At 62.5% G+C, this 24,631-nt stretch carries 24 protein-coding genes; 12 read left to right on the top strand and 12 right to left on the bottom strand.

The genetic code is table 11. From position 1 onward, the window contains the following. Nucleotides 1–9: 9 nt before the first annotated feature. From GH983_RS15590 to GH983_RS15580, 3 genes are read left to right on the top strand one after another with little or no spacing between them, the layout of a single operon-like run. Complete coding sequence (locus tag GH983_RS15590) at nucleotides 10–1,449, top strand: M81 family metallopeptidase (RefSeq protein WP_153762869.1); 1,440 nt, start codon at nucleotides 10–12, stop codon at nucleotides 1,447–1,449. 59 nt (nucleotides 1,450–1,508) lie between these two features. Beyond that, the gene (locus GH983_RS15585; protein ID WP_069043272.1) at nucleotides 1,509–2,720 is read left to right on the top strand and encodes an MFS transporter; all 1,212 of its coding nucleotides are present in this window, start codon (nucleotides 1,509–1,511) and stop codon (nucleotides 2,718–2,720) included. 9 nt (nucleotides 2,721–2,729) lie between these two features. Continuing rightward, nucleotides 2,730–3,476 carry a copper homeostasis protein CutC gene (locus tag GH983_RS15580; RefSeq protein ID WP_069043273.1) on the top strand — a complete coding sequence of 249 codons (747 nt, stop codon included), beginning with the start codon at nucleotides 2,730–2,732 and terminating at the stop codon, nucleotides 3,474–3,476. Between the two features lie 8 nt (nucleotides 3,477–3,484). Here GH983_RS15580 and GH983_RS15575 read toward each other — a convergent pair whose 3' ends face one another. Beyond that, the gene (locus GH983_RS15575) at nucleotides 3,485–5,497 is read right to left on the bottom strand and encodes a bifunctional diguanylate cyclase/phosphodiesterase (protein ID WP_153762868.1); all 2,013 of its coding nucleotides are present in this window, start codon (nucleotides 5,495–5,497) and stop codon (nucleotides 3,485–3,487) included. A 176-nt stretch (nucleotides 5,498–5,673) separates the two neighbouring features. Here GH983_RS15575 and GH983_RS15570 point away from each other — a divergent pair, with 176 nt between their 5' ends. Continuing rightward, nucleotides 5,674–6,270: a DUF922 domain-containing Zn-dependent protease gene (locus GH983_RS15570; RefSeq protein ID WP_371418357.1), complete on the top strand. Its 597-nt coding sequence runs from the start codon at nucleotides 5,674–5,676 to the stop codon at nucleotides 6,268–6,270. A gap of 39 nt (nucleotides 6,271–6,309) precedes the next feature. Here GH983_RS15570 and pcaF read toward each other — a convergent pair whose 3' ends face one another. The 3 genes from pcaF to GH983_RS15555 are packed head-to-tail and all read right to left on the bottom strand — an operon-like array spanning nucleotide 6,310 to nucleotide 8,933. After that, nucleotides 6,310–7,515, bottom strand: a complete 1,206-nt coding sequence (gene pcaF, locus GH983_RS15565; protein ID WP_153762866.1) for a 3-oxoadipyl-CoA thiolase — start codon at nucleotides 7,513–7,515, stop codon at nucleotides 6,310–6,312. Between the two features lie 12 nt (nucleotides 7,516–7,527). After that, nucleotides 7,528–8,229 (bottom strand): 3-oxoacid CoA-transferase subunit B, encoded by a 702-nt coding sequence (locus GH983_RS15560; RefSeq protein WP_153762865.1) that lies wholly within the window; start codon nucleotides 8,227–8,229, stop codon nucleotides 7,528–7,530. Further along, nucleotides 8,226–8,933 carry a 3-oxoacid CoA-transferase subunit A gene (locus GH983_RS15555; protein ID WP_153762864.1) on the bottom strand — a complete coding sequence of 236 codons (708 nt, stop codon included), beginning with the start codon at nucleotides 8,931–8,933 and terminating at the stop codon, nucleotides 8,226–8,228. The genes GH983_RS15560 and GH983_RS15555 overlap by 4 nt, the downstream gene beginning before the upstream one ends. Before the next feature lie 142 nt (nucleotides 8,934–9,075). Here GH983_RS15555 and GH983_RS15550 point away from each other — a divergent pair, with 142 nt between their 5' ends. Next, the gene (locus GH983_RS15550; protein WP_153763624.1) at nucleotides 9,076–9,831 is read left to right on the top strand and encodes an IclR family transcriptional regulator; all 756 of its coding nucleotides are present in this window, start codon (nucleotides 9,076–9,078) and stop codon (nucleotides 9,829–9,831) included. A gap of 3 nt (nucleotides 9,832–9,834) precedes the next feature. Here GH983_RS15550 and pcaQ read toward each other — a convergent pair whose 3' ends face one another. After that, nucleotides 9,835–10,758 carry a pca operon transcription factor PcaQ gene (pcaQ, locus tag GH983_RS15545; protein WP_054147872.1) on the bottom strand — a complete coding sequence of 308 codons (924 nt, stop codon included), beginning with the start codon at nucleotides 10,756–10,758 and terminating at the stop codon, nucleotides 9,835–9,837. Nucleotides 10,759–10,854: 96 nt separating this feature from the next. On the opposite strand from pcaQ, the gene pcaD reads away from it, so the two are divergent. The 5 genes from pcaD to GH983_RS15520 are packed head-to-tail and all read left to right on the top strand — an operon-like array spanning nucleotide 10,855 to nucleotide 14,501. Beyond that, nucleotides 10,855–11,664 (top strand): 3-oxoadipate enol-lactonase, encoded by an 810-nt coding sequence (pcaD, locus tag GH983_RS15540; RefSeq protein ID WP_153762863.1) that lies wholly within the window; start codon nucleotides 10,855–10,857, stop codon nucleotides 11,662–11,664. Beyond that, entirely contained in the window at nucleotides 11,657–12,076 is a 420-nt protein-coding gene (gene pcaC / locus GH983_RS15535) for a 4-carboxymuconolactone decarboxylase (RefSeq protein WP_054147873.1), read from the top strand. Before pcaD ends, pcaC begins: the two co-directional genes overlap by 8 nt. Further along, a complete protein-coding gene (pcaH, locus tag GH983_RS15530; RefSeq protein WP_153762862.1) occupies nucleotides 12,069–12,818 on the top strand; it encodes a protocatechuate 3,4-dioxygenase subunit beta in 750 nt (249 codons plus the stop codon). Before pcaC ends, pcaH begins: the two co-directional genes overlap by 8 nt. Beyond that, nucleotides 12,818–13,432: a protocatechuate 3,4-dioxygenase subunit alpha gene (gene pcaG / locus GH983_RS15525; RefSeq protein WP_153762861.1), complete on the top strand. Its 615-nt coding sequence runs from the start codon at nucleotides 12,818–12,820 to the stop codon at nucleotides 13,430–13,432. Before pcaH ends, pcaG begins: the two co-directional genes overlap by 1 nt. Nucleotides 13,433–13,451: 19 nt before the next feature. After that, nucleotides 13,452–14,501 carry a 3-carboxy-cis,cis-muconate cycloisomerase gene (locus tag GH983_RS15520; protein WP_153762860.1) on the top strand — a complete coding sequence of 350 codons (1,050 nt, stop codon included), beginning with the start codon at nucleotides 13,452–13,454 and terminating at the stop codon, nucleotides 14,499–14,501. Here GH983_RS15520 and GH983_RS15515 read toward each other — a convergent pair whose 3' ends face one another. The 5 genes from GH983_RS15515 to GH983_RS15495 all read right to left on the bottom strand — a co-directional run bounded on the left by GH983_RS15515 (nucleotide 14,502) and on the right by GH983_RS15495 (nucleotide 17,800). After that, nucleotides 14,502–14,696, bottom strand: coding sequence for a zf-HC2 domain-containing protein (locus GH983_RS15515; RefSeq protein ID WP_069043282.1), 195 nt, complete (start codon nucleotides 14,694–14,696; stop codon nucleotides 14,502–14,504). Next, nucleotides 14,693–15,316, bottom strand: a complete 624-nt coding sequence (locus GH983_RS15510; protein ID WP_171901594.1) for a sigma-70 family RNA polymerase sigma factor — start codon at nucleotides 15,314–15,316, stop codon at nucleotides 14,693–14,695. Before GH983_RS15510 ends, GH983_RS15515 begins: the two co-directional genes overlap by 4 nt. A gap of 117 nt (nucleotides 15,317–15,433) precedes the next feature. Beyond that, nucleotides 15,434–15,865 carry a DUF3429 domain-containing protein gene (locus tag GH983_RS15505; protein WP_153762859.1) on the bottom strand — a complete coding sequence of 144 codons (432 nt, stop codon included), beginning with the start codon at nucleotides 15,863–15,865 and terminating at the stop codon, nucleotides 15,434–15,436. A 3-nt stretch (nucleotides 15,866–15,868) separates the two neighbouring features. Further along, nucleotides 15,869–16,858: an NAD(P)/FAD-dependent oxidoreductase gene (locus GH983_RS15500; protein WP_153762858.1), complete on the bottom strand. Its 990-nt coding sequence runs from the start codon at nucleotides 16,856–16,858 to the stop codon at nucleotides 15,869–15,871. 45 nt (nucleotides 16,859–16,903) lie between these two features. Further along, on the bottom strand, nucleotides 16,904–17,800 hold the full coding sequence (locus GH983_RS15495) for a LysR family transcriptional regulator (RefSeq protein ID WP_054147880.1): 897 nt from the start codon (nucleotides 17,798–17,800) through the stop codon (nucleotides 16,904–16,906). 133 nt (nucleotides 17,801–17,933) lie between these two features. Between GH983_RS15495 and GH983_RS15490 the strand changes: the two genes are divergently transcribed. Together GH983_RS15490 and GH983_RS15485 are read left to right on the top strand one after the other, a co-directional pair. Further along, a complete protein-coding gene (locus GH983_RS15490) occupies nucleotides 17,934–19,508 on the top strand; it encodes a proton-conducting transporter membrane subunit (RefSeq protein ID WP_210251777.1) in 1,575 nt (524 codons plus the stop codon). Nucleotides 19,509–19,513: 5 nt separating this feature from the next. Next, the gene (locus GH983_RS15485) at nucleotides 19,514–21,928 is read left to right on the top strand and encodes a YbcC family protein (RefSeq protein WP_153762856.1); all 2,415 of its coding nucleotides are present in this window, start codon (nucleotides 19,514–19,516) and stop codon (nucleotides 21,926–21,928) included. A gap of 51 nt (nucleotides 21,929–21,979) precedes the next feature. On the opposite strand, the gene GH983_RS15480 is transcribed toward GH983_RS15485, so the two are convergent. Then, nucleotides 21,980–23,113 (bottom strand): glycoside hydrolase family 105 protein, encoded by a 1,134-nt coding sequence (locus GH983_RS15480; protein ID WP_153762855.1) that lies wholly within the window; start codon nucleotides 23,111–23,113, stop codon nucleotides 21,980–21,982. A 6-nt stretch (nucleotides 23,114–23,119) separates the two neighbouring features. Next, a complete protein-coding gene (locus tag GH983_RS15475) occupies nucleotides 23,120–24,631 on the bottom strand; it encodes a glycoside hydrolase family 28 protein (RefSeq protein ID WP_153762854.1) in 1,512 nt (503 codons plus the stop codon).

The raw sequence follows: 24,631 nt of genomic DNA, 5'->3' as shown, positions 1-24,631 counted from the left end.
TTGAGCCCTATGACCTTCCGCATCGCCGTTGGCGGTATCCACACCGAGTGCTCGACCTCATCTCCCGTTCTGATGCAGCCCGAGGATTTTCGCGCGCTGCGCGGGGCGGAGCTGCTGGCGCATGAGTATTTCGACTTCCTCGATGCCGAGGGCGTTGAACACCTCCCGCTGCTGCATGCGCGTGCCGTTCCCGGTGGGCCCCTGGCGCATGGCACCTATGAGGGGTTCAAGGCGGAGTTCCTTGAGCGGCTGAAGGCTGCACTGCCCATCGACGGGCTCTATCTCGCCATGCATGGCGCGATGAATGTCGAAGGCATTGATGATGCCGAGGGTGACTGGATTTCGGCAGCCCGTGCTGTTGTCGGATCGGATGTGCCGGTGGCGGCGAGCTACGACCTGCATGGCAATGTCACTCAGAAGATCGTCGATCAGCTCGATATCTTTGCCGGTTATCGGACGGCGCCGCATATCGATGTGCGGGAGACCATGGTTCGTGCCTGGTCGATGCTGGTTCGGGCGCTGAAGACCGGCGAGAAGCCGGGCGTTGCCTGGGCGCCGGTGCCGGTTCTTCTGCCCGGTGAACGGACGTCAACCGAAGACGAGCCGGCAAAGAGCCTTTATCTGAAGCTTCCGGAACACGACGCCGTTCCCGGTGTCTGGGATGCCAACCTGATGGTGGGCTATGTCTGGGCTGACGAGCCGCGCGGCACGGCCTGCGCCGTCGTCACGGCCGTCGACAAGGCTGCGGCGGAAAAGGTTACGGCTGCCATTGCCCAATCCTACTGGGATGCACGCGAAGACTTCCGCTTCGGCCCGGTCACGGGACCGCTTGAGGACATGCTCGACATTGCCGAACGCACCGAGACACGGCCGATCATCCTCGCCGATTCCGGTGATAACCCGACCGGGGGTGGTGTCGGCGACCGGGCGGATGTGCTCAAGGCGCTTCTGGCGCGGTCGATCGATCACGTGCTGATCGCCGGAATTACCGACCGTCCCGCCGTCGAACGCTGCTTTGCAGCCGGCGCCGGTGCACGGGTTTCGTTGAAGGTTGGCGGCTCTCTCGATCCTGCAAGCCCTTCCGTCGAGGTGGAGGCGGATGTCGTCTTTCTCGACGATCCCGGCTCGGCGGGCGAGAGGCAGGCCGTCGTCAAGATCGGCGCTATCACGCTGGTGCTCGCAGCGCGGCGTCGGCCCTATCACAACATCGCGGATTTTACCCGGCTTGGGCTCGATCCGACCACAGTGCGGCTGCTTGTCGTCAAGTCCGGCTATCTCTCGCCCGAGCTTGCGCCGATCGCCAATCCCAACCTGATGGCGCTGACGGATGGTGTGATCAACCAGGACATCGAGAACCTGCGGAGCCATCGTCGCCACCAGCCAAGCTATCCCTTTGTCAAGGATTTCAGCTATACGGCAAAGGTGTTCTTCTCGACGCGATTCCCTTGAGACATTGATGTCGGTGCCGCCCTTCCGGCGGCACGATCCCCAACTCGATTGTACCCTTGATGTTGTCCTCCTTTTCGGTGGTCTATCGCCACAAGCCGATCCGGGTCAGTGCGGCCGCGATCTTCTTCTTCGGCTTTTCTGGCGCCGCGACGTCCCCCTACATGTCGCTGATCGGCATCCGCGAACTCGGACTGTCGGACGCCGTCTATTCGGTGCTGATCTTCCTGGCTGCTGTGGTGAATGTCAGCGCCAGCGTGACCGCCGGGATCATTGCGGACAGGCTAGGCCATTTTCGCTCGCCGATGATCCTGGCCGCCATCTTCGGCATTATCGGCTTCGGGCTGGTCTATGTGGTGCCGACGCCAGTGATGTTTGCGATTGCGACGCTGGTGTTGATCCCGGTCTTCGGCACGATCAATTCGCTGATCTTCGCCAATATCCGCGCGGTTTCCTCCGGCATGGCGGTGCGCGAGTTGATGGCGGTGAACTCTGCTGTTCGTGCCATCCTATCCGCCTCCTGGGTGCTGGTGCCCGGGATCGTCGGTGCTCTTTTGATCGGGCAGCCGAGCATGCTGCCGGCCTTTCTTCTGGCGAGCCTCGCCTGTGTCGTCTGCCTCCTGCTCTTCGTCTTCGGGCTTGAGCAACTGCCGCCGGTGCAGGAGGGGGAGCGGCAGCACTACTCCTTCTTCCGCTCCATCCGGCAGATCGGTTCGGCAAGCGTGTTGCCACGGCTTCTGGCGATTTCGCTGATCTCGGCGATGCTGCATGCCAATGGCACAGTCCTCCCCTTGATCGTCACCGGCAAGGCCGGCGGAACACCGGCGGATGTCGGCGTGATCGTCGGCATCGTCGCCTTTCTCGAGATCATCTTCATCCTCTTCTGGGGATGGGTCGAAGCCAGAACCTCGATCCTCTTCGCCATGGTCACGGCAGCGCTGATCTATTGCAGCTATCTCGTCTTCCTCGGCCTCGCCGACCGTCCCATGGACGTCTATTTGCTCACGATCGTTGCAGGCCTTGGGGCGGCCGGCATCATCGCGATCCCGATCACCTATCTGCAGAACCTGATCGCTGACCGGGCCGGTCTCGGCAGCTCGCTGATTGCGGTCAACATTTTCCTCAGCGGTGGAATGGCCTCGCTGATGTTTGCGCTGGGCACCAGCATAAGCGACTATGCGGGTACGGCGATCATCGCGTCGATTGCGGGCTTTGTCGGCGTCGGTCTCTTGTGGGTGCTCGACAGGACGCCTCGCGTAAAGATGGAAGGTTGAGGGAGGAGCATGGTGATATCTCGGCAGGAAGCCCCCGGACCGCTGCTCGAAATCTGCGTCGATGACGTTGCGGGTCTCGAGGCTGCCATTGTCGGTGGGGCAGACCGTATTGAGCTTTGCTCTGCGCTCGGCTCGGGCGGCCTGACACCGTCTCGTGGGTTCATGGCCATCGCTGCAAATGCACCGATCCCCGTCCATGCGCTGATCCGTCCGCGTGCCGGGCATTTCACCTATTCGAAGGATGAGATCGCCGTGATGGAGGCGGATATCCTGGCTGCGCGGGAGGCGGGGCTTGCCGGTGTGGTGATCGGGGCGACCACGATGGATGCCGCGCTGGATATCGATGCGATCCGTCGGTTGATCAGGGTCGCTGAAGGCCTTGATCTGACCCTGCATCGGGCGATCGATGTGGTCGCCGACATGGAGGCCGCACTCGATCTTGCCATCGAACTCGGTTTTTCCCGCGTTCTCACCTCAGGCGGCGCGCGTCATGCGGAGGAGGGGCTGGCGGTGATCAAGCGCCTCGCCCGCCACGGCGCAGGTTGCATCTCGATCATGCCCGGTGGTGGCGTTCGGCCGGAAAATGCCGCCATTTTTCTCGCTGTCCCTGAAATCCGCGAACTGCATGCTTCGTGCAGCCAGGCTGACATGGGGCAGGATCGACTGGTCGAACTCGGTTTTGAGGATCAATCCGTCCGTCGCACGGATGCCGACACGGTTCGGAGGCTCAAGGTGTCGATGGTTATGCGCTCTTAGTGACGTCTTCAGGATGCGAGGGCCTGAGTGTCCTGCAGGGCGAGCCGCTTCAACGTCTCCTCCGCTGTCATAGGTTTCCCAAAATAATACCCCTGGACTGCCCGGACACCGAGATTTTCGAGGATGCGCAGTTCCTCTTCGGTTTCGACGCCCTCTACGATCGCTTCCAGCTCCATCTCGTAGCACAGCGCCAGCACCGACTTGACGATGTTGAAGCTTGTGCGGCGGGTGTGAATGTTGCGCACGAAGCTGCCGTCGATCTTGATCTTGGTGAGCGGCAGCTTGTGCACGTGGTTCAAGCTCGAATAACCGGTGCCGAAGTCATCCAGCGAGATGCCGGCGCCGAGCTCACGCAGCATCTGGATCGACGCGCTTGCCTGCTCGAAGTCATGCATGACGGCGGTTTCAGTGATTTCGAAATTGATGCGGCGTGGGTCGAAGCCGCTCTTCAGGACAATCGAGACGATCTTCAACGTGTTCTCCGGTGACGTCAGATCGTGCGGAGAAAGGTTGAAGGAGAGATAGACGTTGTCGGGCCAGAGCGCGGCGGTCTTCAGCGCCCGCTTCAGCAGCATGCGTGTCATCAGCGTGATGCGGCCGTTGTGCTCCGCAACGGGAATGAATTCCGCAGGTGATACCTGACCGATCCGCGGGCTTTCCCAGCGGGCAAGAGCTTCGAAGCCTATGCAGACGCGCCGATCGACGCAGGTGATCGGCTGGTATACGAGCGAAAGTTCCTTGTCGAGATCAGCAGAAACAAGGGCTTCCTCGACGATCTTCTGTCGGTTCAGTTCATTTGCCTGGATGGCATTGAAGATGACCGTGCCGGCACGGTGACGCCGTTTGGCGGTATAGAGGGCGTAATCGGCGAGTTCGTAGATTTCCTGGCCGGTTGCGCCGACGTCAGGATAGAGCGCAAAGCCGACCGAGCCGGTCACCTGCACCATGCCGCTGCCAATATTGATGCGTTCGGCAATCAGTTCGCAGACCTTTTCTCCGAGCGCCACTGCATCGCTTTCGGCCACGCCGCCCTGCAGAAGCAGACCGAATTCGTCGCCGCCGAGACGGTAGACCGATAGCCGCTCGTCCGTGATCGTCGACAGGCGGTTGCTGATCTCGATCAGCACCTTGTCACCGGCCGAGTGACCGTAGAGATCGTTGACGGGCTTGAAACCGTCGAGATCGATAACACCCACAGCCAGCCTGCCATTGCTGCTGCTGGCGCGGCTGAAGGCCGTTTCGAGCATATGGAAGAAGCTGCGGCGGTTGGCGAGCAGGGTCAGGCTGTCGAGATTGGCAAGGCGCAGGTTCTCGTCCGAAAGCGCCTGCATCGCCTTGTTCTGCTCCTGGAGGGCGTGCTGCTGCAGCATCAGGACATTGCGGGATTCATGCAGTTGGCGAAAGTCGCGGTAATGCGAGACGAGGATCATGATCATCGCCATCGTCACCAGAATGACATTCACGCCGGTCGCAATGAAGGTCGGCTCTCCCGACAGGAGCATGACCACGAAAAAGGGCAGGTTGACCGTGACCGTGACTATCAGGGCTGCCGACCTCAGATGCATCAGGCAGAAGATGCAGCCGATGACGGTGATTGCCATGAAGAAGGCGACATGGGCCTTCTGGTATGGGTCGCCATAGGGCAGAAGCGAGACCGACCAGGCGGTACAGAACACCGCGATCGGAAAGGACAGAATGTTGGTGGCCTTCAGCTGCCGATAGGCCTGTTCCGGCGTGCGCTCACGTGTGCGCCCGCGCAGCCAGATGAGCGAGCGTAGTGCAAAGAGGGTCGCCATGACCACCGGCAGATAGACGACGAGATAGTCGGGCGCCGCACCCTGGTGTGTCCAGGCCAGCGAGACCATGTTGGTCGCGAGAATGAAATACAGAAGCGGGACCTGCTTCGAAAAGGCTTCGAACTGAGCAGCGGTCAGCGCTGGATTGCCGTTCGGAACCTTGAGTAGGTCGAGCCAGCGTCCTGCATGTTTCCGGATGCCCTGTGTTGTCCCCTTGTCGTTCACGCTTGCAGCTTCTCCCCGTCGCTTCAAGTCGAATAACCTATATGAGATTCCGTTAAAATTACGGAAATTGCTGATTATCAAATTCCGGCGATGCGGCGCGCTTCAGGCCAGATGCTCGTTGCAGTTCCCATGTGCCGCAGATATCAGGATTGCTGATCCAGGGAGCTTTTTTGATCGTGACAGCAAGACTTCATGCGTTTGTTGGCCTTTTCGTGGTTCTCAGTGCAGCGATGCCGGCCGCCGCTCAGGAGTGGCAGGCGACGGAAAAGGTCGATCACTATAACGTCAATGGTGCATCGCCGATGGCGCTCTACCAGTCGATCGGCGAGCGCGGCCCGAAACTGAGCCTTGGTCGCGTAATTGCCCATACGACCTTCAAGCTCACCTGGCAGCGGGATTATCAACAGCAGGGGCAGGCTTGCGTTCTGGCGTCTGCCAAGCCGAGGCTTGTTATCACCTACACGCTGCCGAAGCCCGCTCAGAAGCTTTCTCCCGACGTGGCGGCAAAGTGGCAGGCCTTTTACGACGGCATCGTCGCGCACGAGAAACTGCATGGGCAGTTCATGAAGGACCTCACGCAAGCGATCCAGGATGTGTCCATCGGCTTGCGCGATGAAAACGATCCGGGCTGCAAGAAGGTCCGCGCGGCGCTGCAGGCCCAGCTGAAGCCGATATCGGATGCGCATGTGGCGCGCCATAGCGAATACGACCAGGTCGAGATGTCACCGGGAGGTGCTGTGCATCAGCTGATCCTGGCCTTCCTCAACCCTTGAAATGAAAAGGCGCCCACATGGGGCGCCTTCAATTCTCTATCAGACCCGTTCCAGGGCGATCGCGATGCCCTGGCCGACGCCGATGCACATGGTGGAGAGCGCATAGCGCCCGCCTGTTTCCTTAAGTTCCAAAGCTGCCGTTCCGGCAATGCGGGCGCCCGACATGCCGAGCGGATGGCCAAGTGCGATGGCGCCGCCATTGCGGTTGACGCGCGGGTCGTCGTCGGCGATGCCGAGATCGCGGAGCGTGGCGATGCCTTGGCTTGCAAAGGCTTCGTTCAGCTCGATGACATCAATCTGCTGCTGCGTCAGACCGAGGCGGGCGAGCAGCTTCTTCGAGGCTGGGGCCGGGCCGAAGCCCATGATGCGCGGCGGGACGCCTGCCGTCGCTCCACCCAGGATGCGGGCGATGGGGTTGAGGCCGTATTTCTTCACGGCGGCTTCCGAGGCGATGATCAGGGCGGCGGCCCCGTCATTGACGCCCGACGCATTGCCGGCGGTGACGGTGGCACCTTCCATCTTGTTGACCGGCTTCAGCTTGGCGAGCGCCTCGACCGAGGTCGCGCGCGGATGTTCGTCACGGTCGACGATCACGGGATCGCCCTTGCGCTGCGGCACGGTGACGGCCACGATTTCCTTCGCCAGTCGGCCATTGGCTTGCGCTTCCGCCGCCTTGGCCTGGCTGCGAACGGCGAAGGCATCCTGGTCTTCGCGCGAGACCTTGAAGTCGATCGCCACGTTGTCGCCGGTCTCAGGCATGGAATCGACGCCGTATTGCTTCTTCATCAGTGGATTCACGAAGCGCCAGCCGATGGTGGTGTCGTAAATCTCGGCATTGCGGGAGAAGGCGGTTTCCGCCTTGGGCATGACGAAGGGCGCGCGGCTCATGCTTTCGACGCCGCCTGCAATCATCAGCTCGGCTTCCCCAGCCTTGATTGCACGCGCGGCGGTGATCACGGCATCCATGCCAGAGCCGCAGAGGCGGTTGATCGTGGTGCCGGTGACGGAGACGGGGAGACCCGCCAGCAGGGCCGACATGCGGGCAACATTGCGGTTGTCTTCGCCGGCCTGGTTGGCGCAGCCGTAGATCACGTCCTCGACGGCTTGCCAGTCGATGCCTGAATGGCGCTCCATCATCGCCTTCAGTGGTACGGCGCCGAGATCATCAGCGCGGACGGAGGAGAGCGAACCGCCGAAACGGCCGATGGGCGTGCGGATATAGTCGCAGATAAAGGCTTCGGTCATGGCTTGTACTCCTTACAGCGCGGGCACGACGAGGTCGGCAACCGGACCGTCGGTATGCAGCTTGGCGCCGGTCATGGCCTGAAGCTCGTCCATGGTCATGGGGCCAAGCTTTTCGCGCACCACGAACTTGCCGTCGACGATGTCGATCACGGCATGGCTCGTATAGACGCGGGTGATGCAGCCAACGCCGGTCAGCGGGAAGGTGCAGCGCTCGACGAGCTTCGGCTTGCCATCTTTGGTCACGTGTTCGGTGATGACGACGACTTGTTTTGCGCCATGCACCAGATCCATGGCGCCTCCAACGGCGGGAACGCCCTTGGAGCCGACGCGCCAGTTGGCGAGGTCGCCATTTTCGGCAACCTGATAGGCCCCGAGAATTGCGACGTCGAGATGGCCGCCGCGGACCATGGCGAAGCTGTCTGCATGGTGGAAGAACGCAGCGCCCGGCTTCAGCGTGACCGCCTTCTTGCCGGCATTGATCAGGTCCCAGTCTTCTTCGCCAGCGGGCGGGGCCTCGCCGAAGTTCAAGACGCCGTTCTCGGTGTGGAAGATCGCTTCGCGGCCTTCCGGCTGGAACTTGGCGACCATTTCCGGAAAGCCGATGCCGAGGTTCACATAGGCGCCGTCAGCGATGTCCTGGGCCGCGCGCCAGGCAATCTGGGCGTTGGAGAGCTTGATGTCTTCGCGGGTGTCGATTGCAGCTGCGTCGCTCATGCGTAAACCACTCCGGCGCGGATCAGCGCTTCTTCCTGTTGCGGGTTGGCGACTTCAACGACGCCATCGACAAAGATGCCGGGGGTGATCACCTGCTCGGGTTCGATCTCGCCGGGGGCGACGATCTTCGAGACCTGGGCGATGGTCTTGGCGGCGGCCATGCACATCAGGGGATTGAAGTTGCGGCCGGCCATCCGGTAGGTCAGGTTGCCATGCGTGTCGCCGAGATGCGCCTTGACGATGGCGAAGTCGGCCTTCAGCCAGCGCTCCTGCACGTATTTGCGGCCATCGAACTCAGCGATCACCTTGCCGTTTGCCAGTTCCGTGCCGAAGCCGGTCGGGGTGTAGAAGGCTGGGATGCCCGCGCCGCCGGCGCGGATGCGCTCGGCAAGCGTGCCCTGCGGAACGAGTTCCAGCTCGATCTCACCGGCGAGGTAGCGGTCTGTGAAGGCGCGCGGGTCGGAGGAGCGCGGGAAGGAGCAGATCATTTTCTTGACCATGCCGGCATCGATCATCGCGGCAATGCCGATGCGACCGTTGCCGGCATTGTTGTTGATGACCGTCAGGTTCTTCGGCCCCTTGTCGATCAGCGCGTGAATGAGCTCGATCGGTGCGCCGGAGCCGCCGAAGCCTCCGATCATGACGGTTGCGCCATCGCCGATCTCGGCCACGGCATCCGCCAGGCTAGCAATTCTCTTGTCCATGGGAACTCCCGTTTCCTCGAGCGCGGTCTGGCCGCTTTCTCCTGTCACCAAATATGATCGTGAAAACCTCGACAGCAAGCATTTTGTGCGATATTTGATATTTGTTCGATAATCGCACGAATATGGGTGGTGGGCTATGGCGATCGTTGAGCGCGATCTGATGGGTGGTTTTGCCAAAGGCTTGAAGGTGCTGGAAGCTTTCGGGCCGGAGCGCCAGCGGCTCAGCATCACCGAGGCAGCCGAAACCAGCGGCCTCGACAGGGCGACGGCACGGCGTTGCCTGCTGACGCTCTCGGAGCTCGGCTATGCTGACTATGACGGCAAGTTCTTCTCGCTGACGCCGAAGATCCTCCGGATCGGTCATGCCTGGCTTTCGGCGACGCCGCTGCCAGTTTTGCTGCAGCCGCATCTCGACCAGTTGTCGGAGTGGGTCGGGCATAGCGCCTCGGCCTCGATCCTCGACAATACCGAGATCGTCTATATCGCCCGTGCTGCACAAAAGCGGGTCATGTCGATCAACCTGATGCCGGGATCGCGGCTGCCGGCCTACAGCGCCTCGATGGGGCGGGTGCTGCTGGCCGCGCTTTCGGATGCCGAGGTCGATGCCATCCTCGCCGCTTCGCAGATGAAGGCGCATACGCCCCGGACGTTGACCGATCCTCGTTTGCTGAAAGAGGAAATCGCCAAGGTGCGGCAGCAGGGATATGCAGTGATCGACCAGGAATTGGAGATCGGTCTCTGTTCGATTGCCGTTCCTGTCAGCAACGACCGGGGCCGTGTGGTGGCTGCCATCAATGTCGGCGCGCCGGCTGCAATTCTGCCCGCCGCCGATCTGGCCGCCCATTGCCTGGAGGCGATGCTGGAGATGCAGGCAAGGCTCAAGCCGCTGCTGCCCTGAGCGTCAGGCTTTTGCCGCTTCCGTTGCTGCCTCGCGGATCGTGCGCATCAGAAGCGCCAGCGGCATGGAGGGCACGGCATCTGCCCGAACCGTCAGACCGACCGGTCCCTTCGTTTCGCTGGTGTCGATCGGCAGGGCCGCCAGTGTGCCGTCGGCGAGGTCCGTTGCCACGACGCCAGCGGAGATGATCCAAACGGCATCCGTCTGGCGCACGAAGGCGCGGCCGAAGCTGTCGGACACCGTTTCGATCTGCGTGGGTATGCCGGAGATGCCGTTTGCGATCAGGAAGCGCTCGACGAAGGGGCGGATGATCGACGCCCGGGTCGGCATCAGCACGGGATAACGCTCAAGCTCGCCGAACAGGTCGGAGCCGGCCAAGAGGAGCGGATGACCAGCGCGGACGCAGAAGATCACCTGCTCGGAATAAAGATGCTCGAAGGAGAAGCCGGTCATCTGCTCCGGTGCCGCGAGACGGCCGACGACGAGGTCGAGATCGCCGACCCGCAACTGTTCGAGCAAAACGGCGTTTTCGCCGGTGACGATCTTGATGCGGGCGGGCACGTCCTCCTTGAGGAACAAGGTCATGGCCTGCGGCATGATGCGGGTGGAGACCGTCGGCAGGGCTCCGATCCGGATCGGCGGGGCGTCGGCATGCAGGGCATGGGAGACGGAATCGAAACCCTGGCGGAGCGCGGTGAGTGCTGCACCTGCGTGCTTGAGGAAGGCTTCGCCATAGCGGGTGATGCGGATGCCGCGTCCGTCCTTTTCGAACACCGCGACGCCCAGCACTTCCTCAAGTTCCCGGATGGTCTTGGTCACCGCAGGCTGGCTGACATGCAGGAGTTCCGCCGCCTTCATCACGCTCTTCTGGCGCGAAACCTCCACGAAGGTCTGCAGATGGCGAAACTTGATCCGGTTATCGATCATGGCAAAACATAACCCTATGGTTAGGTGTTTCGTGGAAAACATCATTTTACCTAACCAAATCGCGTGAGCAATATGGTGTCAACGGAGGAGGAACCCGTGCAGTTCGTTCAGGTCAACGGCGTCAGCCTGCATCACCAGATCATTGGTGGGCCGGGCAACAAGCCGGTCATCGTCTTCATCAATTCGCTCGGAACCGATTTCCGCATCTGGCGCGACGTAATCGTCCGGCTTGCCGGTAGCTATCCGCTGCTGACCTATGACAAGCGCGGGCATGGGCTTTCGGATGTCGGGCAGGCCCCGTACTCGATCGAAGACCATGTCGATGACCTGATCGGTTTGCTGGAGCATTTGAAGGTCAGCAATGCCGTCATCTGCGGGCTTTCCGTGGGCGGTCTGATTGCGCAAGGCCTCTATGCCCGCCGGCCTGATCTGGTGAGGGCACTTATCCTCTGCGACACAGCCCACAAGATAGGGACGGCGGAGATGTGGGCTGCCCGCATCGCAGCCATCGAGGAGGATGGTCTTGAGGGCATCGTGGATGGTGTGATGGAGCGCTGGTTTACGCCGGCCTTCCGCAGCAGTGACCCGGCCTTCCCTGGCTATCGCAACATGATGCTCCGCCAGCCGGTCGACGGCTACATGGGCACATGTGCTGCGATCCGCGATGCCGATTATACCGAAGTTGTCGGTCAGATCGCTGTCCCGACGCTCTGTGTCGTCGGCGACCAGGATGGGGCGACACCACCCGATCTCGTGCTGTCGCTTGCCAAGCTCGTCCCCGGCGCGCGCTATGAAATCATCAAGGACGCCGGACACATCCCCTGTATCGAGCAACCGGAAATGCTCACCACCATCATCGAGGCCTTTCTCGCGCCCGTTATTTCAGGAGAGGCAGCCCATGGCTGATGCCCGCAGTCCTTCAGATCGCTATCGGCAGGGTATGGCGACCCGCCGCCGTGTGCTGGGTGATGCCCATGTCGATCGCGCCTCGGCGTCGGCCACGCCGTTTGATCAGCCGTTCCAGGAGATGATCACGGAGGGGGCCTGGGGCACCGTCTGGTCGCGGCCCGGCATCAGCCCGCGCGAACGCTCGATGATCACCATCGCACTGCTAGCAGCCCTTGGCCACGACGAGGAAGTCGCCATGCATGTGCGCGCCACCGCCAATACCGGGGCGAGCCGTGAGGATATCACGGAAGCGCTGATGCATGTCGCGGTCTATGCCGGCGTTCCCGCCGCCAACAGGGCTTTCAAGATCGCCAAGCACGTGTTTGATAAGCTGGATGCCGGCGAGACCGGGGGAGGGAGCCATGACTGATCTTTCGAACAAGAAGCCGGAAACGGGCGCCTTCTTTGCGCGCGACCGCAACCTGCATCCGCCGGCCTATACCCCGACCTACAAGACCTCCGTCCTGCGCTCGCCGCAAAAGGCGCTGCTGTCGCTTGATGGCACCAAGTCCGAAATCACCGGTCCGGTCTTCGGCCACTCCATTCTGGGCGAACTCGACAACGACCTGATCCACAACTTCGCCAAATCAGGCGAGAGCGCGATCGGCGAGCGCATCATCGTGCATGGGCGCGTGCTCGACGAGCGCGGACGCCCCGTACCCGGCGCCCTTGTCGAATTCTGGCAGGCCAATGCCGGCGGTCGCTATCGCCACAAGAAGGAAAGCTATCTTGCGGCGCTCGATCCGAATTTCGGCGGCTGCGGGCGCACCATCACCGACGAGAACGGCTACTATGCCTTCCGCACCATCAAGCCCGGTCCTTACCCCTGGCCGAACGGGGTCAACGACTGGCGGCCGGCGCATATCCATTTCTCGATCTTCGGCCATGGCTTCTCGCAGCGCCTGATTACCCAGATGTATTTCGAGGGTGATCCGATGATCTGGAAGTGTCCGATCGTGCTGACGATCCCGGATCGCGAGGCGATCGAGCAGCTCGTCGCTGCCCTCGACTGGTCGGCGACCATCCCGATGGATGCGCGGGCTTACAAGTTCGACATCGTCTTGCGTGGACGGCGTTCCACCCTGTTCGAAAACCGGATGGAGGGGAACTGATGGTCCAGGATCTCGGCTACCTCAAGGAAAGCGCTTCGCAGACGGCGGGCCCTTACGTCCACATCGGCCTCACGCCGAACTTTGCGGACATCAAGGGCGTCTATGTTGTCGACCTCGGCACAAGCATGGTCAATGACAAGACGCGCGGCGAGCGCATCACCTTGACCGGTCGTGTCATCGATGGCTCCGGTACGCCGCTCAGGGATGCGCTCATCGAAATCTGGCAGGCGGATGCCGACGGTCTTTACAACAGCCCGTCCGAGACGCGTGGCAGCGCCGATCCGAACTTCACCGGTTGGGGACGCTGCCCTTGCGATCTCACGACGGGTGAATACCGGTTCGAGACGATCAAGCCGGGCCGCGTGCCATTCCGGGATGGTCGCCTGATGGCGCCGCATATCTCCTTCTGGATCGTCGCGCGCGGCATCAATCTCGGCCTCAACACGCGCCTTTATTTCGGCGACGAAGAGGCGGCCAATGCTGAGGATCCGATCCTCGCGCGCATCGAGCACCGCGTGCGCGTGCCGACGCTGATTGCGCAGCGTGACGGTTCGACCTATCACTTCGACATCCACCTGCAGGGTGAGAAGGAGACGGTCTTCTTCGACATCTGAGAAGGGCCTTGAGATCAGCATGACCGTATCCGTCTTCGACCATCCGATACTATCAGGCCTGTTGGGCGATGAGGAGATCGGCGCCCAGTTTACGGCTTCAGCCGAGCTTTCAGCCATGCTCGGTTTCGAGGTGGCACTTGCCGAGGCGGAGGCTGCAGAGGGTCTTATCCCTGCCGAGGCTTCACACGCAATTGCGGCTCTGCCGGAGGCGTTCCTCGCTGATCTTGATGCCCTGAAACAGTCGATCGGTCGCGATGGGGTGATCATTCCCGATCTCGTGCGGCAATGGCGTGCCGCTCTCGGCGAACACGGCAAATATCTGCATTTCGGTGCCACCAGCCAGGATGCAATCGATACAGCGCTGATGCTGCGGCTGACAAAGGTGCTGTCGATCCTCGATCAGCGTCTTGTGGCTATAATCTCGGCGCTCGATGCTCTGGATACGCGTTTGGGTGCCAAGCCGTTGATGGGGCGCACGCGCATGCAGGCGGCGATCCCGATCACGGTTTCGGATCGTCTGTCGAGCTGGAAGTTGCCGGTCGTCGCCCAGAAGGCCGCTGTTCAGGATATGCTGAAATCGGGTTTGCCTCTGCAACTCGGCGGGGCTGCCGGCACGCTCGAAAAGCTCGGCGACAAGACGCTTGCCGTGCGCGCCCGGCTTGCCGATCGGCTCTCGCTCGCTGACCGCCCGCAATGGCACAGCCAGCGCGGCATCATCGCCGAAATCGGCGGTCTTTTGTCTCAGATCAGCGGCAGCTTCGGCAAGATCGGCCAGGATCTGGCGCTGATGGCGGATAACGGCACGGCTGTGATCGGCGGCGGCGGAGCTTCTTCCGCCATGCCGCACAAGCGCAATCCGGTCAAAGCCGAAGTCCTCGTCACGCTTGCCCGGTTCAACGCCGTGCAGATCTCCGGACTGCATCAGGCGATGGTGCATGAGCAGGAGCGGTCGGGAGCTGCCTGGACACTTGAATGGATGATACTGCCACAGATGGCGATCACGACGGGCGCTGCGACACGACTCGCAACGGATGTCCTTCAGTCGATCGAAGACCTTGGCGATCGCTGATCAGCGTTCATCCGGATCAGAGGCGTCGGTCGCGACATAGCGGCGGGTCGCCTTGCGCATCATCCCGATCTGCCGGACAAAGCCCGAGCAGGCGTCACAGCCGAAGAGATGCAGCCGCAGCCGCAAGGTCTCGCCAATCGACAGGCGTCGATCGAGTTCATCCGAGGCGAGTTTCGTGGCATTTTCGCACATCATGACAGGCTCTCCTCCGGTGCAAACCAGTGCCCTTCGAGGCAATTGCGCAGACGCAGCCTGGCGCGATGCATCAGGACATGCATGTTGGTGGTGGTGATGCCGATCTCGGCACAGATTTCTGGTGTCTCCATCTCGACGAACTCGCGCATCATGAAGACGCGGCCCTGGTCGGGGGGCAAGTGATCGAGGCAGGCCTCGAAGACTCGCCAGAAATCCTTGCCCAGCAATTCTACCTCCGGATTGCCCCAATCGCTCGGCCTGTTTTCCGGCACCCAGTGGCCCTTGACGTCGAAATAGCGTGGTTCGTCTTCATCGGGGAAATGCCCGAGCGGCATCGCGATCATCTGCGATTGCTTGCGCTTGAAGCGGATCTGGTCGGCGATCTTGTTGCGCAGGATGGCAAAGACCCAGGTGCGGAAGGCGGAGCGTCCGGCAAAGGCCTTGGCGTTGCGCAGCGCACCCGCCAGCGCCTCCTGTACCGCATCTTCGGCGAGGCCGGGATCGGCAAGCTGAAGGCTCGCAAATTTCAGCATGCGCTGGCGCAGTTCCGCCATGTAAACAGCATCGGCGAGAAAGGGGGCCGCAGCACCGTATCCGCCGATCACTTCCTCATTACCCATATTCCCCATCATGATCCCCCGGACTTCGTCCGCGCTGCCAAGATCTCGAGCGCCAAACCGCACGCTCCCGTTTGTCGCGGCTTCTCGAGAGATCTTACAGCATGATACAAAAAAATCTCATGTCAGGATCATCACCACAGCATATGCGGCAATCACCAGAAGCGTGACATTGCGCCGAAGCGCCAGATACCAATCGGGTTGGTCGCCTTTGCGGTGTATGGAAAGATCGCAGGCAAGGAGCGCGAGAAACACGGCCATATGCAGCGCCATCGTCAGAGCCGGGACATAGGCGTGGAGCAGTAGCGCGCCGATGGCTGCAAGGGCCGCGACATTGCTGACGACGAGCATCAACTGTGGTTTCTCTGCCTTTATCTGTGCCTGGCTCCAGAGCGTTCCGGCCATAAAGCAGGCGATACCCGTGCCGTAGGCGACAAAGGCCTGAGCCGCGAGGGCCGGTTGGAAGCCCAGCACCTGGGCCAGCCCGAGCGCCCAGAAGGGGAGGGCGCCGGCATAAGTCAGAAGTTTGGTGAGCGCGGTGTCGCGGTACATCGGTCAGGCTCCTTGCAGACGGGCGATCAGCATTTCTGACAGGGCTCTTGCACTTTCGGCCGCCGCCTCGACGCGGTTGCCGAGGCACCAGTCGCCACAGGCGCCAAGGCCGAGGGTTGGATCAAAGAGGAAAGGCTGGCCAGCCGGTTTCTCGACATTCGCGTAGCGCCAGCGGTGCAGGTCGATCCACGTGGCTGTCGACAGGTCTCGGCCGAGAAGCCGCTTGAGGGACTGGAGCATCTCGGCCTGTACCTCGCCGCGGTCGCGCTCGAGGTTGGCCTCGGCCCAATCGTTTCGGCTGTGGATGGTGAGCGCGGTCTTCTCGGATCGGCCCGGCTTGCTTGCCTCGACGGCAATCCAGCTGAGTACGGGATCTTCGATGCGCGCGGCGTCGAAGCCGAGGTCCAGCGGCACGTCGAGGCCGATCATCAGGGTGAAGCAGCCGCTCATCTCCACGGTCTTCAGGGCGGCATGGGCGGAAAAAGCCTCCGGCATCAGCCGGATGGTCTGGGGAGCGGGGGCGGTTGAGATGACAAGATCGAAACGGCCAAGATCTTTGTCCTCGTTGTCGCTCAGGACCCAGCCATCCCCGGAGGCAGCAAGGCGCGCAACGGTCGCTTCCTTGCGGATCTCAAGCTCCGCGGCCAATCCGTTGGCAAAACCGCTCATGGCGGGGAGGCCAATATAGCGCGGCTCGGGAGGGCGGCTGTCTGTCACAAGGCCTTCTGCTTTCAGCGTATGAACTGCCTGTGGCCAGATGCCGGCATGACCCGCCTCCACGGCTTGTTCCGCAGCCGCCTTGAAAGACGGCGAGCGGGCGGTAAAATACTGGGCGCCATGGTCGAAGGAAAACCCTTCGCGGCGGCGGTTTGCCATCCGGCCGCCAAGGCCCCGGCTCTTTTCAAACACGGTGATGTCGGCGTGAGCGGAGAGATTGCGGCCGAGCGTGATGCCGGCAATGCCGGCTCCGATGATGGCGATGGATGTCTTCACGCGGTCCCCTTCTCAAATGCTTGATGCGCTTGAGCTTTACGTTGTTCAGGCGCCAGCGGTTTTGCCGTCCTCGCTCGCTTCGAGCAGCGGCCGGATGAGCGGGTTCGGAAAACGCCGCTTCACGGTGACGGCAAAGAAGGATTCGATCATGCCGGGCAGGGCGTCGAACTCCACCAGCGTTCCGGCTTCGAGCTCGCCCTTGACGACAATCGGCGGGAGAACGGCAAGGCCCGCCCCTTCTCGCGCCAGAAGACGCATCATCGCCATGTCATCCACCTCAGCCGCAATCTGCGGCGTGATGCCGAGGCGTGCGACGAGGGCTTCGAATTGCGAGCGCACGCCGCTTTCGAGCGTCGGCAGGATGACGGGGTGCTCGGCCAGCAGGTCGGCGAGCTTCGCGCCCGGTTTGCCATAGGACGGTTTGCCGATCAGGCTGACCCGCTGCTGATAGACATGTTGGGCGATGAAGGGAGTTACGGAATCGGCCATCGGCGCCTGGTTGAGCAGGACGATGTCAAGGTTCAACGTTTCGAGCGCGCCGAGAAGCTCGCTGGTGCTGCCCGAGCGCAAGATCATGTCGACGTCGGAGCGTCCGAGGATCGGGCGCAGGAACTCCATCTGGAAGTTGCGCGACAGGGTGGCGAGCGCGCCGATGCGGATGGCGCGGCGTGTCCTTCCTGTCTCCTTCAAGGTTTCCACAAGTTCTTCGCCGGCTGAAAAGATCGTGTCGGCATGATCGAGCGCGATGCGTCCCGCTTCCGTGAGATAGAGCTGTCGACCACGACGCTCGAAGAGAGAATGGCCCAACCGCTCCTCCAGCTGCTTGATCTGGGTCGAGAGCGCTGATTGCGACAGGTTCAGCCGCTCGGCCGTGCGGGTCAGGTTGCCGTCATGGGCGACGGCGCGGAAATAGCGGAGGTGATGATAGTTCAGTTCGGACATTATTCTATTTTATAGAACGAATTTACAGAAACAATGAATTTTTCTTGCGATCACGCCGCTGATAACAGGTCCGTGAGATCGCCGCTGCCTCCTCCCAAGCAGCGGCCCAGACCGGAGACATCACGTGATCCACATGTTGCCGCTTCTTGCACCGCTGCTACTTGCCGGTGCCTCGCTCTATGCCTTTCAGGCGCCCGGCCTTCGCCCGCGTCAGGCGATCCGCGTTGCCGAACTCGCGGCTCTCGGTTCGATCCTCGTCGCCGTGCTTTCCGCTGTCGTGCTGGTGCTGCAGGGGCCGGGCACGAGCCCGGCGATTGGATTTAGCTACTTTGCGCTTGCGTCACGGCTTGACCTTGTCAGCTTGGTGATGCTGCTGCTTGTATCCTTCATCGGCTGGGTGGTGCTGCGTTATGCCGGCACCTTCCTCGACGGGGAAGAGCGGCAGGGCCCGTTCACCGGCTGGATGACGGCAACACTTGGCGCCGTCCTTCTGCTCGTCCAGTCGGGCACGCTGCTGCAGCTCGTCGTCGGCTGGGTCGCGACCAGCCTGCTCCTGCATCAGCTGTTGCTCTTCTATCCTGAGCGGATCGTCGCCCAGCGCGCGGCGCGTAAGAAGTTCATCGTCTCGCGCGTCGGTGATGCCGCCCTGATCGGTGCCGTCATTCTTCTCGCCATCTCCTTCGGGACCGGTGACATCGCGACCATTCTCGCCGCGGCCCGCGAGGGCGAGGGGGTGCCGCTGACAATCGCATCCGCCGCCCTGTTCGCCCTTGCTGCGCTTCTGAAGTCTGCCCAGTTCCCGACCCATGGCTGGCTAACCGAAGTGATGGAAACGCCGACCCCGGTTTCGGCTCTGCTGCATGCCGGCGTCGTCAATGCCGGCGGCTTCCTCTTGATCCGCTTTGCCGATGTCATGCTGCAGGCGCCGGTGGTGCTGGCGGTGCTGGTCATGGTTGGTGGCTTCACCGCGCTGTTCGGCAGTCTCGTGATGCTCACCCAGTCGGCGGTTAAGACCTCGCTCGCCTGGTCCACTGTCGCGCAGATGGGCTTCATGATCCTGCAATGTGGCCTGGCACTGTTCCCGATCGCGCTTCTGCACATCGTCGCTCATTCGCTCTACAAGGCACATGCCTTCCTCGCCTCCGGCTCGGCCATCGAAACGGTTGCCTCGATCAAGCGCCCCGGTCCGGTCGCGATCCCCAATGCCAAGGCCGTTGGCCGCGCCTTCCTGCTGGCATTGACGATCTATGCGGTGATCGGTTTGCTCTTCGGCTTTGCCGACAAGCCGCCGCAGGCGCTCGCGCTTGGGGCGATCCTGATCTTCGGCGTCGCTTACTTGATCGCTCAAGGGTTGGCGGATGCGGCTCCCCGGGCGCTGACCTGGCGAACCTCGCTCTACTCGATCTCGGCGGCGACGGCCTACTTCGCCCTGCAGCGCATTTCCGACAGTCTGATGCTTGGTACCTTGCCGGCGACCCCACAGCCCGGGCCGCTTGAGTGGACGCTGATGCTGCTCGCCGTCGTCACCTTCGGCGTGGTGGCGGTCGCCCAGTCGCTCTTCCCGCTCTGGGCCTATCATCCGGCGGCGGCAGGCCTCAGGGTCCATCTGGCCAACGGCCTCTATGTCAATGCCCTCTTCGATCGCCTGCTCGGTGGCTGGACGCTTCCGCGCAACACCTCCGCAACGCCTGCTTCAGTGAAGGAGTGAACCCGATGACCGAGATGACCACAGTGGACACCCTGCATGGTGAAGCACTCGTGCTGGCGGCGGATCAGGCCGTGCGGGCCATCCCGCCGGCCTGGCCGCTGACAGCGACCGTTGCCGTCAACCCCTTCCTAGGCCAGATCACCGAGACGCTCGACCAGACGGCGGCCCGGCTCGCCCGGATCAGCGGCGTCAGGCTGGCATTGCCGCGCAAGCATTATGCCGACCAGATCGCCCAGGGCGAGATCACGGATGAGGATCTGGTTGCAGCGCTCCAGTCGAGCGCGCTTTTCAACCGCATCGACCTGCCGGCGCTCAAGGCTGCCGTTGGTGAGGAGCTGCAGCCGGTTGTGCCACTCCCGACGATCGCGGAGCTTGCCGCGCGGGCCACGGGCAAGGATTGGCCGGGCCTCGTCTCCGAGCGCATCGGCACCTTTGCGGCCGGTTTCTTCGATCAGGGGCAGGCCCTTTGGGCCGCTTCCCGGCGTAACGGGCTCTATGCCGCCTGGCGCGCCTTTGCGACCCACGACCTGACGCCGGAAATCTTGGGCCTGAAAGGCTTCAGCATCCATGTCGACGAAACGCCGGAGACACCATATGCGGCGATCGAACGGGCGGCTGTCTCCCTCGGCCTTGGTGCCGAGCCCGGCACCTATTTCCATCAGCTCCTGTTGACCGTCGGGGGCTGGGCGCAATTCACGCGCCACATCCAGTTCAAGGCCGAGGTCGAGGGCCGCACGGATACAACGGCGCTGGAACTGCTGGCGATCCGGCTCGTGTTCGAAGAGGCGCTCTATGCGCGTCACAAGACGGATATCGAGAGCGAGTGGCAGCAGGTGCGGCGCGCCCATGTCGAGCCGGTCAGCCCGGATTTCGATACCGTCATCGACGGGCTGCTGCAGGTCGCTGCCGAGCGCTCAGCGCAGCGGAAGCTCGCGGCCACGCTTGCTGCACCCTCGCCGATCAAGGTTGCCGAGTTGCGGCCAGTCCTGCAGGCGGCCTTCTGCATCGACGTGCGCTCGGAAGTCTTCCGCCGCGCGCTCGAAAGCGTTGATCCTGCTGTTCGCACACTCGGCTTTGCCGGCTTCTTTGGTCTGGGTGCAAGCCACAAGGGCTTTGCCTCCGACGTATCAGAGCATCGCTTGCCGGTTCTCCTGAAGCCTTCCGTCTTCAGCTGCAGCGCCGTCGATCACGATGAGGATGCCGATCAGCAGGCGCGGTTCAGCGCCCGTGCCACTCGCGCCTGGGGCCGTTTCAAGCTGGCCGCCGTTTCCTCTTTCGCCTTCGTCGAGGCGATGGGCCCCGTCTATGCCGGCAAGCTGATGCGCGACGGTCTCGGTTTCGGCAAGGGCAAGGGTCCGGATGCGGCCAAGCCGCGCTTTGCCCCGAGCCTTGATCTCGACACGCGGGCGGTGGTTGCTGAAACCGTGCTCAAGGCCATGTCGCTCACCGAAGGTTTCGGCCGCTTCGTGCTGGTCTCCGGTCATGGCGCGAATGTGGTCAACAACCCCTATGCCAGCGCCCTTCACTGCGGCGCCTGTGGCGGCTATGCGGGCGACGTCAACGCGCGTCTGCTGGCCGATCTGCTGAACGACCGGGCCGTGCGGGAAAAGCTGGCGTTGAACGGGATCATCATCCCGACCGATACCGTCTTCCTCGGCGGCCTGCATGATACGACGACTGATACGGTGACGCTGTTCGAAGGCGACCTGGAGAACGACCTCGCAGCGGAGGATATCGTTCGCATCCGGCAGTGGCTTGCCCAGGCCGGCCGCCTGACGCGCGCCGAGCGGGCGCGGCGTCTGCCTCGGGCTTCGGCGGAGAGCGTCATCGAGCGCAGTCGGGATTGGTCTGAAGTCCGGCCCGAGCTCGGGCTCGCGGGCTGCCGCGCCTTCATCGCGGCACCGCGCACAAGGACGGCAGGCCGGTCGCTGGAAGGTCAGGCCTTCCTGCATGACTATGTCTGGAAGAAGGACGAGGGCTTCAAGATCCTCGAACTGATCCTGACGGCTCCCGTCGTCGTTGCGAGCTGGATCAGCCTGCAGTATTTCGGCTCGTCGGTTGCGCCGTCGCTCTTTGGTGCTGGCAACAAGCTGTTGCACAATGTCGTCGGTGGCATCGGCGTCGTCGAGGGCAATGGTGGCAATATGCGGGCCGGGCTCCCCTGGCAGTCGGTCCACGACGGGGAGAATTTCGTCCACGAGCCACTGCGTCTGACGGTTGCCGTCGAGGCGCCCAAGGAGGCGATCGCCGACATCCTCAAGCGGCATGCCCAGGTGCGCGCCCTGTTCGACAATGGCTGGCTGCATCTCTTCACGCTCGACGAGCAGGGTCAGATGGCCTGGCGCTATGCCGGCAATCTCGGTTGGACGGATGTCCGTCCGGGTGCGGCATCGGATGTCGAGCAGAAGGCTGCGAGTTGAGCTTCAAGACAGGACCGTCGGCTCCCCCGCCGGCGGTCCATATGCTCCGCGTCAGACGGCGTTCACCGCCGGCGGTCGCCATCCCTCGCCTTTTTGGGCAAGGGCGGTGCCTTTTGCGAGTAGACGCTCGGCCTCAGCCATCATCAGCGGAGCAACACCCTTGATGTCGTCGGGGCGGATGGCTTCGGTGAGGTAATAGGCAACGCTGCCATCGCGATAGATACCGTGGAAGGGGCCGAGGCCCGCGACACAGCAGACATTCTGCAACTGCCGCCGCCCGCCCTCGACAGGTCTGACTTCGAGATCTGCAAGTGCTTGAAGCGCTGACCGCCCAAGGGCCGCATGTCGGTCGATGCCGAGGCGCTCGGACTTCTGCAGGGCGTAGGCGAACATGGCCGTTGCCGAACTTTCTGGGTAGTTGTCCCTCGTATCTGGCGCATCGATCACCTGCAGCCAGCGATGATCCTTTGTCATCAGGGCGGCGAGCCGATCGTTAAGCGCTGCCAACCGCGCCGACAGGTGGCGGCGTATATCGCCCTCCGGCAGATGCTCGATCACGTCGACAAAGGCCATGGCCAGCCAGCCGATGGAACGGGCCCAATGCGCCGGCGACAGGCCGGTATTGGGATCGGCCCAGTCCTGCAGTCGCGACTCGTCGTAGCCGTGGCGATAGAGGCCGGAGGCTGTGTCGAAAGTCAGGTCCAGCGCCGTGTTGAACTGGGCGATAGCGTCGTCCATGAGGCTTTGATCACCCAATGCCAGGCCAAGCTCGACCTTGAACGGCATGGCCATATAGAGGCCATCCAGCCAGACCTGATGCGGGTAGCGCAGCTTGTGCCAATAGGGGCCGCTTGCGATGCGGGGATGATGGGTCAACTGTCGACCGAGCTGTCGTGCTGCATCCAGATAGCTGGCCTGGCCGGTCAGCCGGTGGAGGTAAAGCAGTGCATGTCCAGGTTGAATGTTGTCGATGTTGAATTCGGTGATCCTGTAGTCAGCAAGACCGCCGTCGGCATCCACCTGGGCGTCCACCAGACGGGTCAGGTGGTCGAGCCAGCGCCGGTCCCCCGTCGCTTCGTGCAGCGTGATGAGGCCACGATAGAGGCAGCCGTCCTCATAACACCAGGCACCTGCCTTGTAGGGTTCGTAGTCGCGGGCGTAGTCGTCGAAATAGGAAATTAGCATCGGTCTTCATGGGTCCGGGTGAATGGAAGCGGGTGAGAGGCGCGTCAGACGACTGAACCTCGTGTTTTCGGCAATGATGCCGGCATGGCGCAGCTCCGGCAGATGACAGGCCATCTCCGGCACGGCGGGTTTTGCATCGGCGCTATAGGCGATGCGCATACCGTCGATCGACACTGCGTCGATCGTCGATTCCGGAAGCCCGTAGAAGACGGCTGCCGCTGTTTCGGCGCCTGAAACCTCGAGATTGCGGATGTCGATCCCCTCGATCTTCGGCGTGGTGGCCGAGACGGGCAGGGCGGCGCGGGATTGGACGTAGTCGGAGCGGCCATCGGCATCGCAGAAGTAGAAGGCGTTGACGGCGATCGGGGTCGCGACATCCTGCATGCGGCAGTCATGGACACGGATGTTGGAGACGCTACCGCCACGGCCACGCCGGGTCTTGATGCGCAGGCCCCGGTCCGTGCCGATGAAATGGCAGCGACTGATCGTGACGTCGCTGATCCCCTGGCTCATCTCGCTGCCCATGACCACGGCACCATGGCCACGCTGCATCAGGCAGTTGCGGATCTCGACATTGCGGGTCGGCCGATCCGGGCCGCCGCGCGGATCGCGCTTGCCGGCCTTGATCGCCACGCAATCGTCGCCGACGGATATATCGAGGCCAACAAGGCGAATGTTCTGGCTGGATTCAGGGTTCAGCCCGTCGGTATTGGGCGAGTCCGGGTGGTTGCGGATCGTCAGTCCCGCCGCGAGAACATCCTCGCAAAGCACCGGATGCACGGTCCAGGAGGGGGAATTCTGAACGGTGATGCCAGTCATGGTCAGATCGCGACAGCCCGACAGGAAGATCGTGCGCGGGCGCCGGGCTCCGTCGCGGGTTTCCTTCGGCCAGGTCCACCAGTCGCCGCGGTCGCCGCCGCCGTCTACGATACCTTTGCCGCAGATGGTGAGATTATCGCAATCGATCGCGTTGAGGAGGCTGGCGAAGCAAGCTTCCGCGACCCCTTCCCAGGTGCCGAGCACGCGTCCGTCCGGATGCCGGGCGGATAGGATCGTGCGCCCCTCGCGTGTGCCGATGTCCTGCAGAACCGCGCCGTCCTCGATCAGCAGCGTCATGTCACTCTTCAGGAAAAGCGGGCCTGAAGTCCAGGAGCCGGCGGGCAGCCGGAGTGTTCCACCCGCCGGCACCGCAGCGATCGCGGACTGGATCGCCGAGGTATTGTCGAGGCTGTCAGGGCTTGCGCCGTGGTCGCGGATATCGACCAAGGCCGGCTCGTCGGCTGTTCGGAAGGTCGTCCCACCGATCGCCGTCGAGAAGCGGTACTCGCTCTCCGATTCGAGACCGTCGAGGGACAGCACGACCGAGGTCGCGCTGCCGGTCTTGACCGTCGTGCCGTCTCCCAGCTGCAGCACCCAGGGCAACACCCGGTCGAGAGCGAACAGATGTGCGTCTGCCTCGATCGTGAGGGTTGCTGTCCTAGAAGTCCGGTGCAGCAGCTGGATAGGGCCGTCGGTCAA

This window comes from Agrobacterium sp. MA01 (assembly GCF_009650195.1).
Taxonomy (GTDB): domain Bacteria; phylum Pseudomonadota; class Alphaproteobacteria; order Rhizobiales; family Rhizobiaceae; genus Allorhizobium.
The sequence above is the reverse complement of the archived record's forward strand: the minus strand, read 5'-3'. Positions and strand labels throughout refer to the sequence as shown.

Excerpts from the sequence above, each read along its gene's own strand:
- GH983_RS15590 (WP_153762869.1), top strand. The coding sequence starts at position 10 with ATGACCTTCCGCATCGCCGTTGGCGGTATCCACACCGAGTGCTCGACC.
- GH983_RS15585 (WP_069043272.1), top strand. The coding sequence starts at position 1,509 with ATGTTGTCCTCCTTTTCGGTGGTCTATCGCCACAAGCCGATCCGGGTC.
- GH983_RS15580 (WP_069043273.1), top strand. The coding sequence starts at position 2,730 with ATGGTGATATCTCGGCAGGAAGCCCCCGGACCGCTGCTCGAAATCTGC.
- pcaF (WP_153762866.1), bottom strand. The coding sequence starts at position 7,515 with ATGACCGAAGCCTTTATCTGCGACTATATCCGCACGCCCATCGGCCGT.
- GH983_RS15560 (WP_153762865.1), bottom strand. The coding sequence starts at position 8,229 with ATGAGCGACGCAGCTGCAATCGACACCCGCGAAGACATCAAGCTCTCC.
- GH983_RS15555 (WP_153762864.1), bottom strand. The coding sequence starts at position 8,933 with ATGGACAAGAGAATTGCTAGCCTGGCGGATGCCGTGGCCGAGATCGGC.
- pcaQ (WP_054147872.1), bottom strand. The coding sequence starts at position 10,758 with ATGATCGATAACCGGATCAAGTTTCGCCATCTGCAGACCTTCGTGGAG.
- pcaC (WP_054147873.1), top strand. The coding sequence starts at position 11,657 with ATGGCTGATGCCCGCAGTCCTTCAGATCGCTATCGGCAGGGTATGGCG.
- pcaH (WP_153762862.1), top strand. The coding sequence starts at position 12,069 with ATGACTGATCTTTCGAACAAGAAGCCGGAAACGGGCGCCTTCTTTGCG.
- pcaG (WP_153762861.1), top strand. The coding sequence starts at position 12,818 with ATGGTCCAGGATCTCGGCTACCTCAAGGAAAGCGCTTCGCAGACGGCG.
- GH983_RS15520 (WP_153762860.1), top strand. The coding sequence starts at position 13,452 with ATGACCGTATCCGTCTTCGACCATCCGATACTATCAGGCCTGTTGGGC.
- GH983_RS15515 (WP_069043282.1), bottom strand. The coding sequence starts at position 14,696 with ATGATGTGCGAAAATGCCACGAAACTCGCCTCGGATGAACTCGATCGA.
- GH983_RS15510 (WP_171901594.1), bottom strand. The coding sequence starts at position 15,316 with ATGGGTAATGAGGAAGTGATCGGCGGATACGGTGCTGCGGCCCCCTTT.
- GH983_RS15505 (WP_153762859.1), bottom strand. The coding sequence starts at position 15,865 with ATGTACCGCGACACCGCGCTCACCAAACTTCTGACTTATGCCGGCGCC.
- GH983_RS15495 (WP_054147880.1), bottom strand. The coding sequence starts at position 17,800 with ATGTCCGAACTGAACTATCATCACCTCCGCTATTTCCGCGCCGTCGCC.
- GH983_RS15490 (WP_210251777.1), top strand. The coding sequence starts at position 17,934 with ATGTTGCCGCTTCTTGCACCGCTGCTACTTGCCGGTGCCTCGCTCTAT.
- GH983_RS15485 (WP_153762856.1), top strand. The coding sequence starts at position 19,514 with ATGACCGAGATGACCACAGTGGACACCCTGCATGGTGAAGCACTCGTG.
- GH983_RS15480 (WP_153762855.1), bottom strand. The coding sequence starts at position 23,113 with ATGCTAATTTCCTATTTCGACGACTACGCCCGCGACTACGAACCCTAC.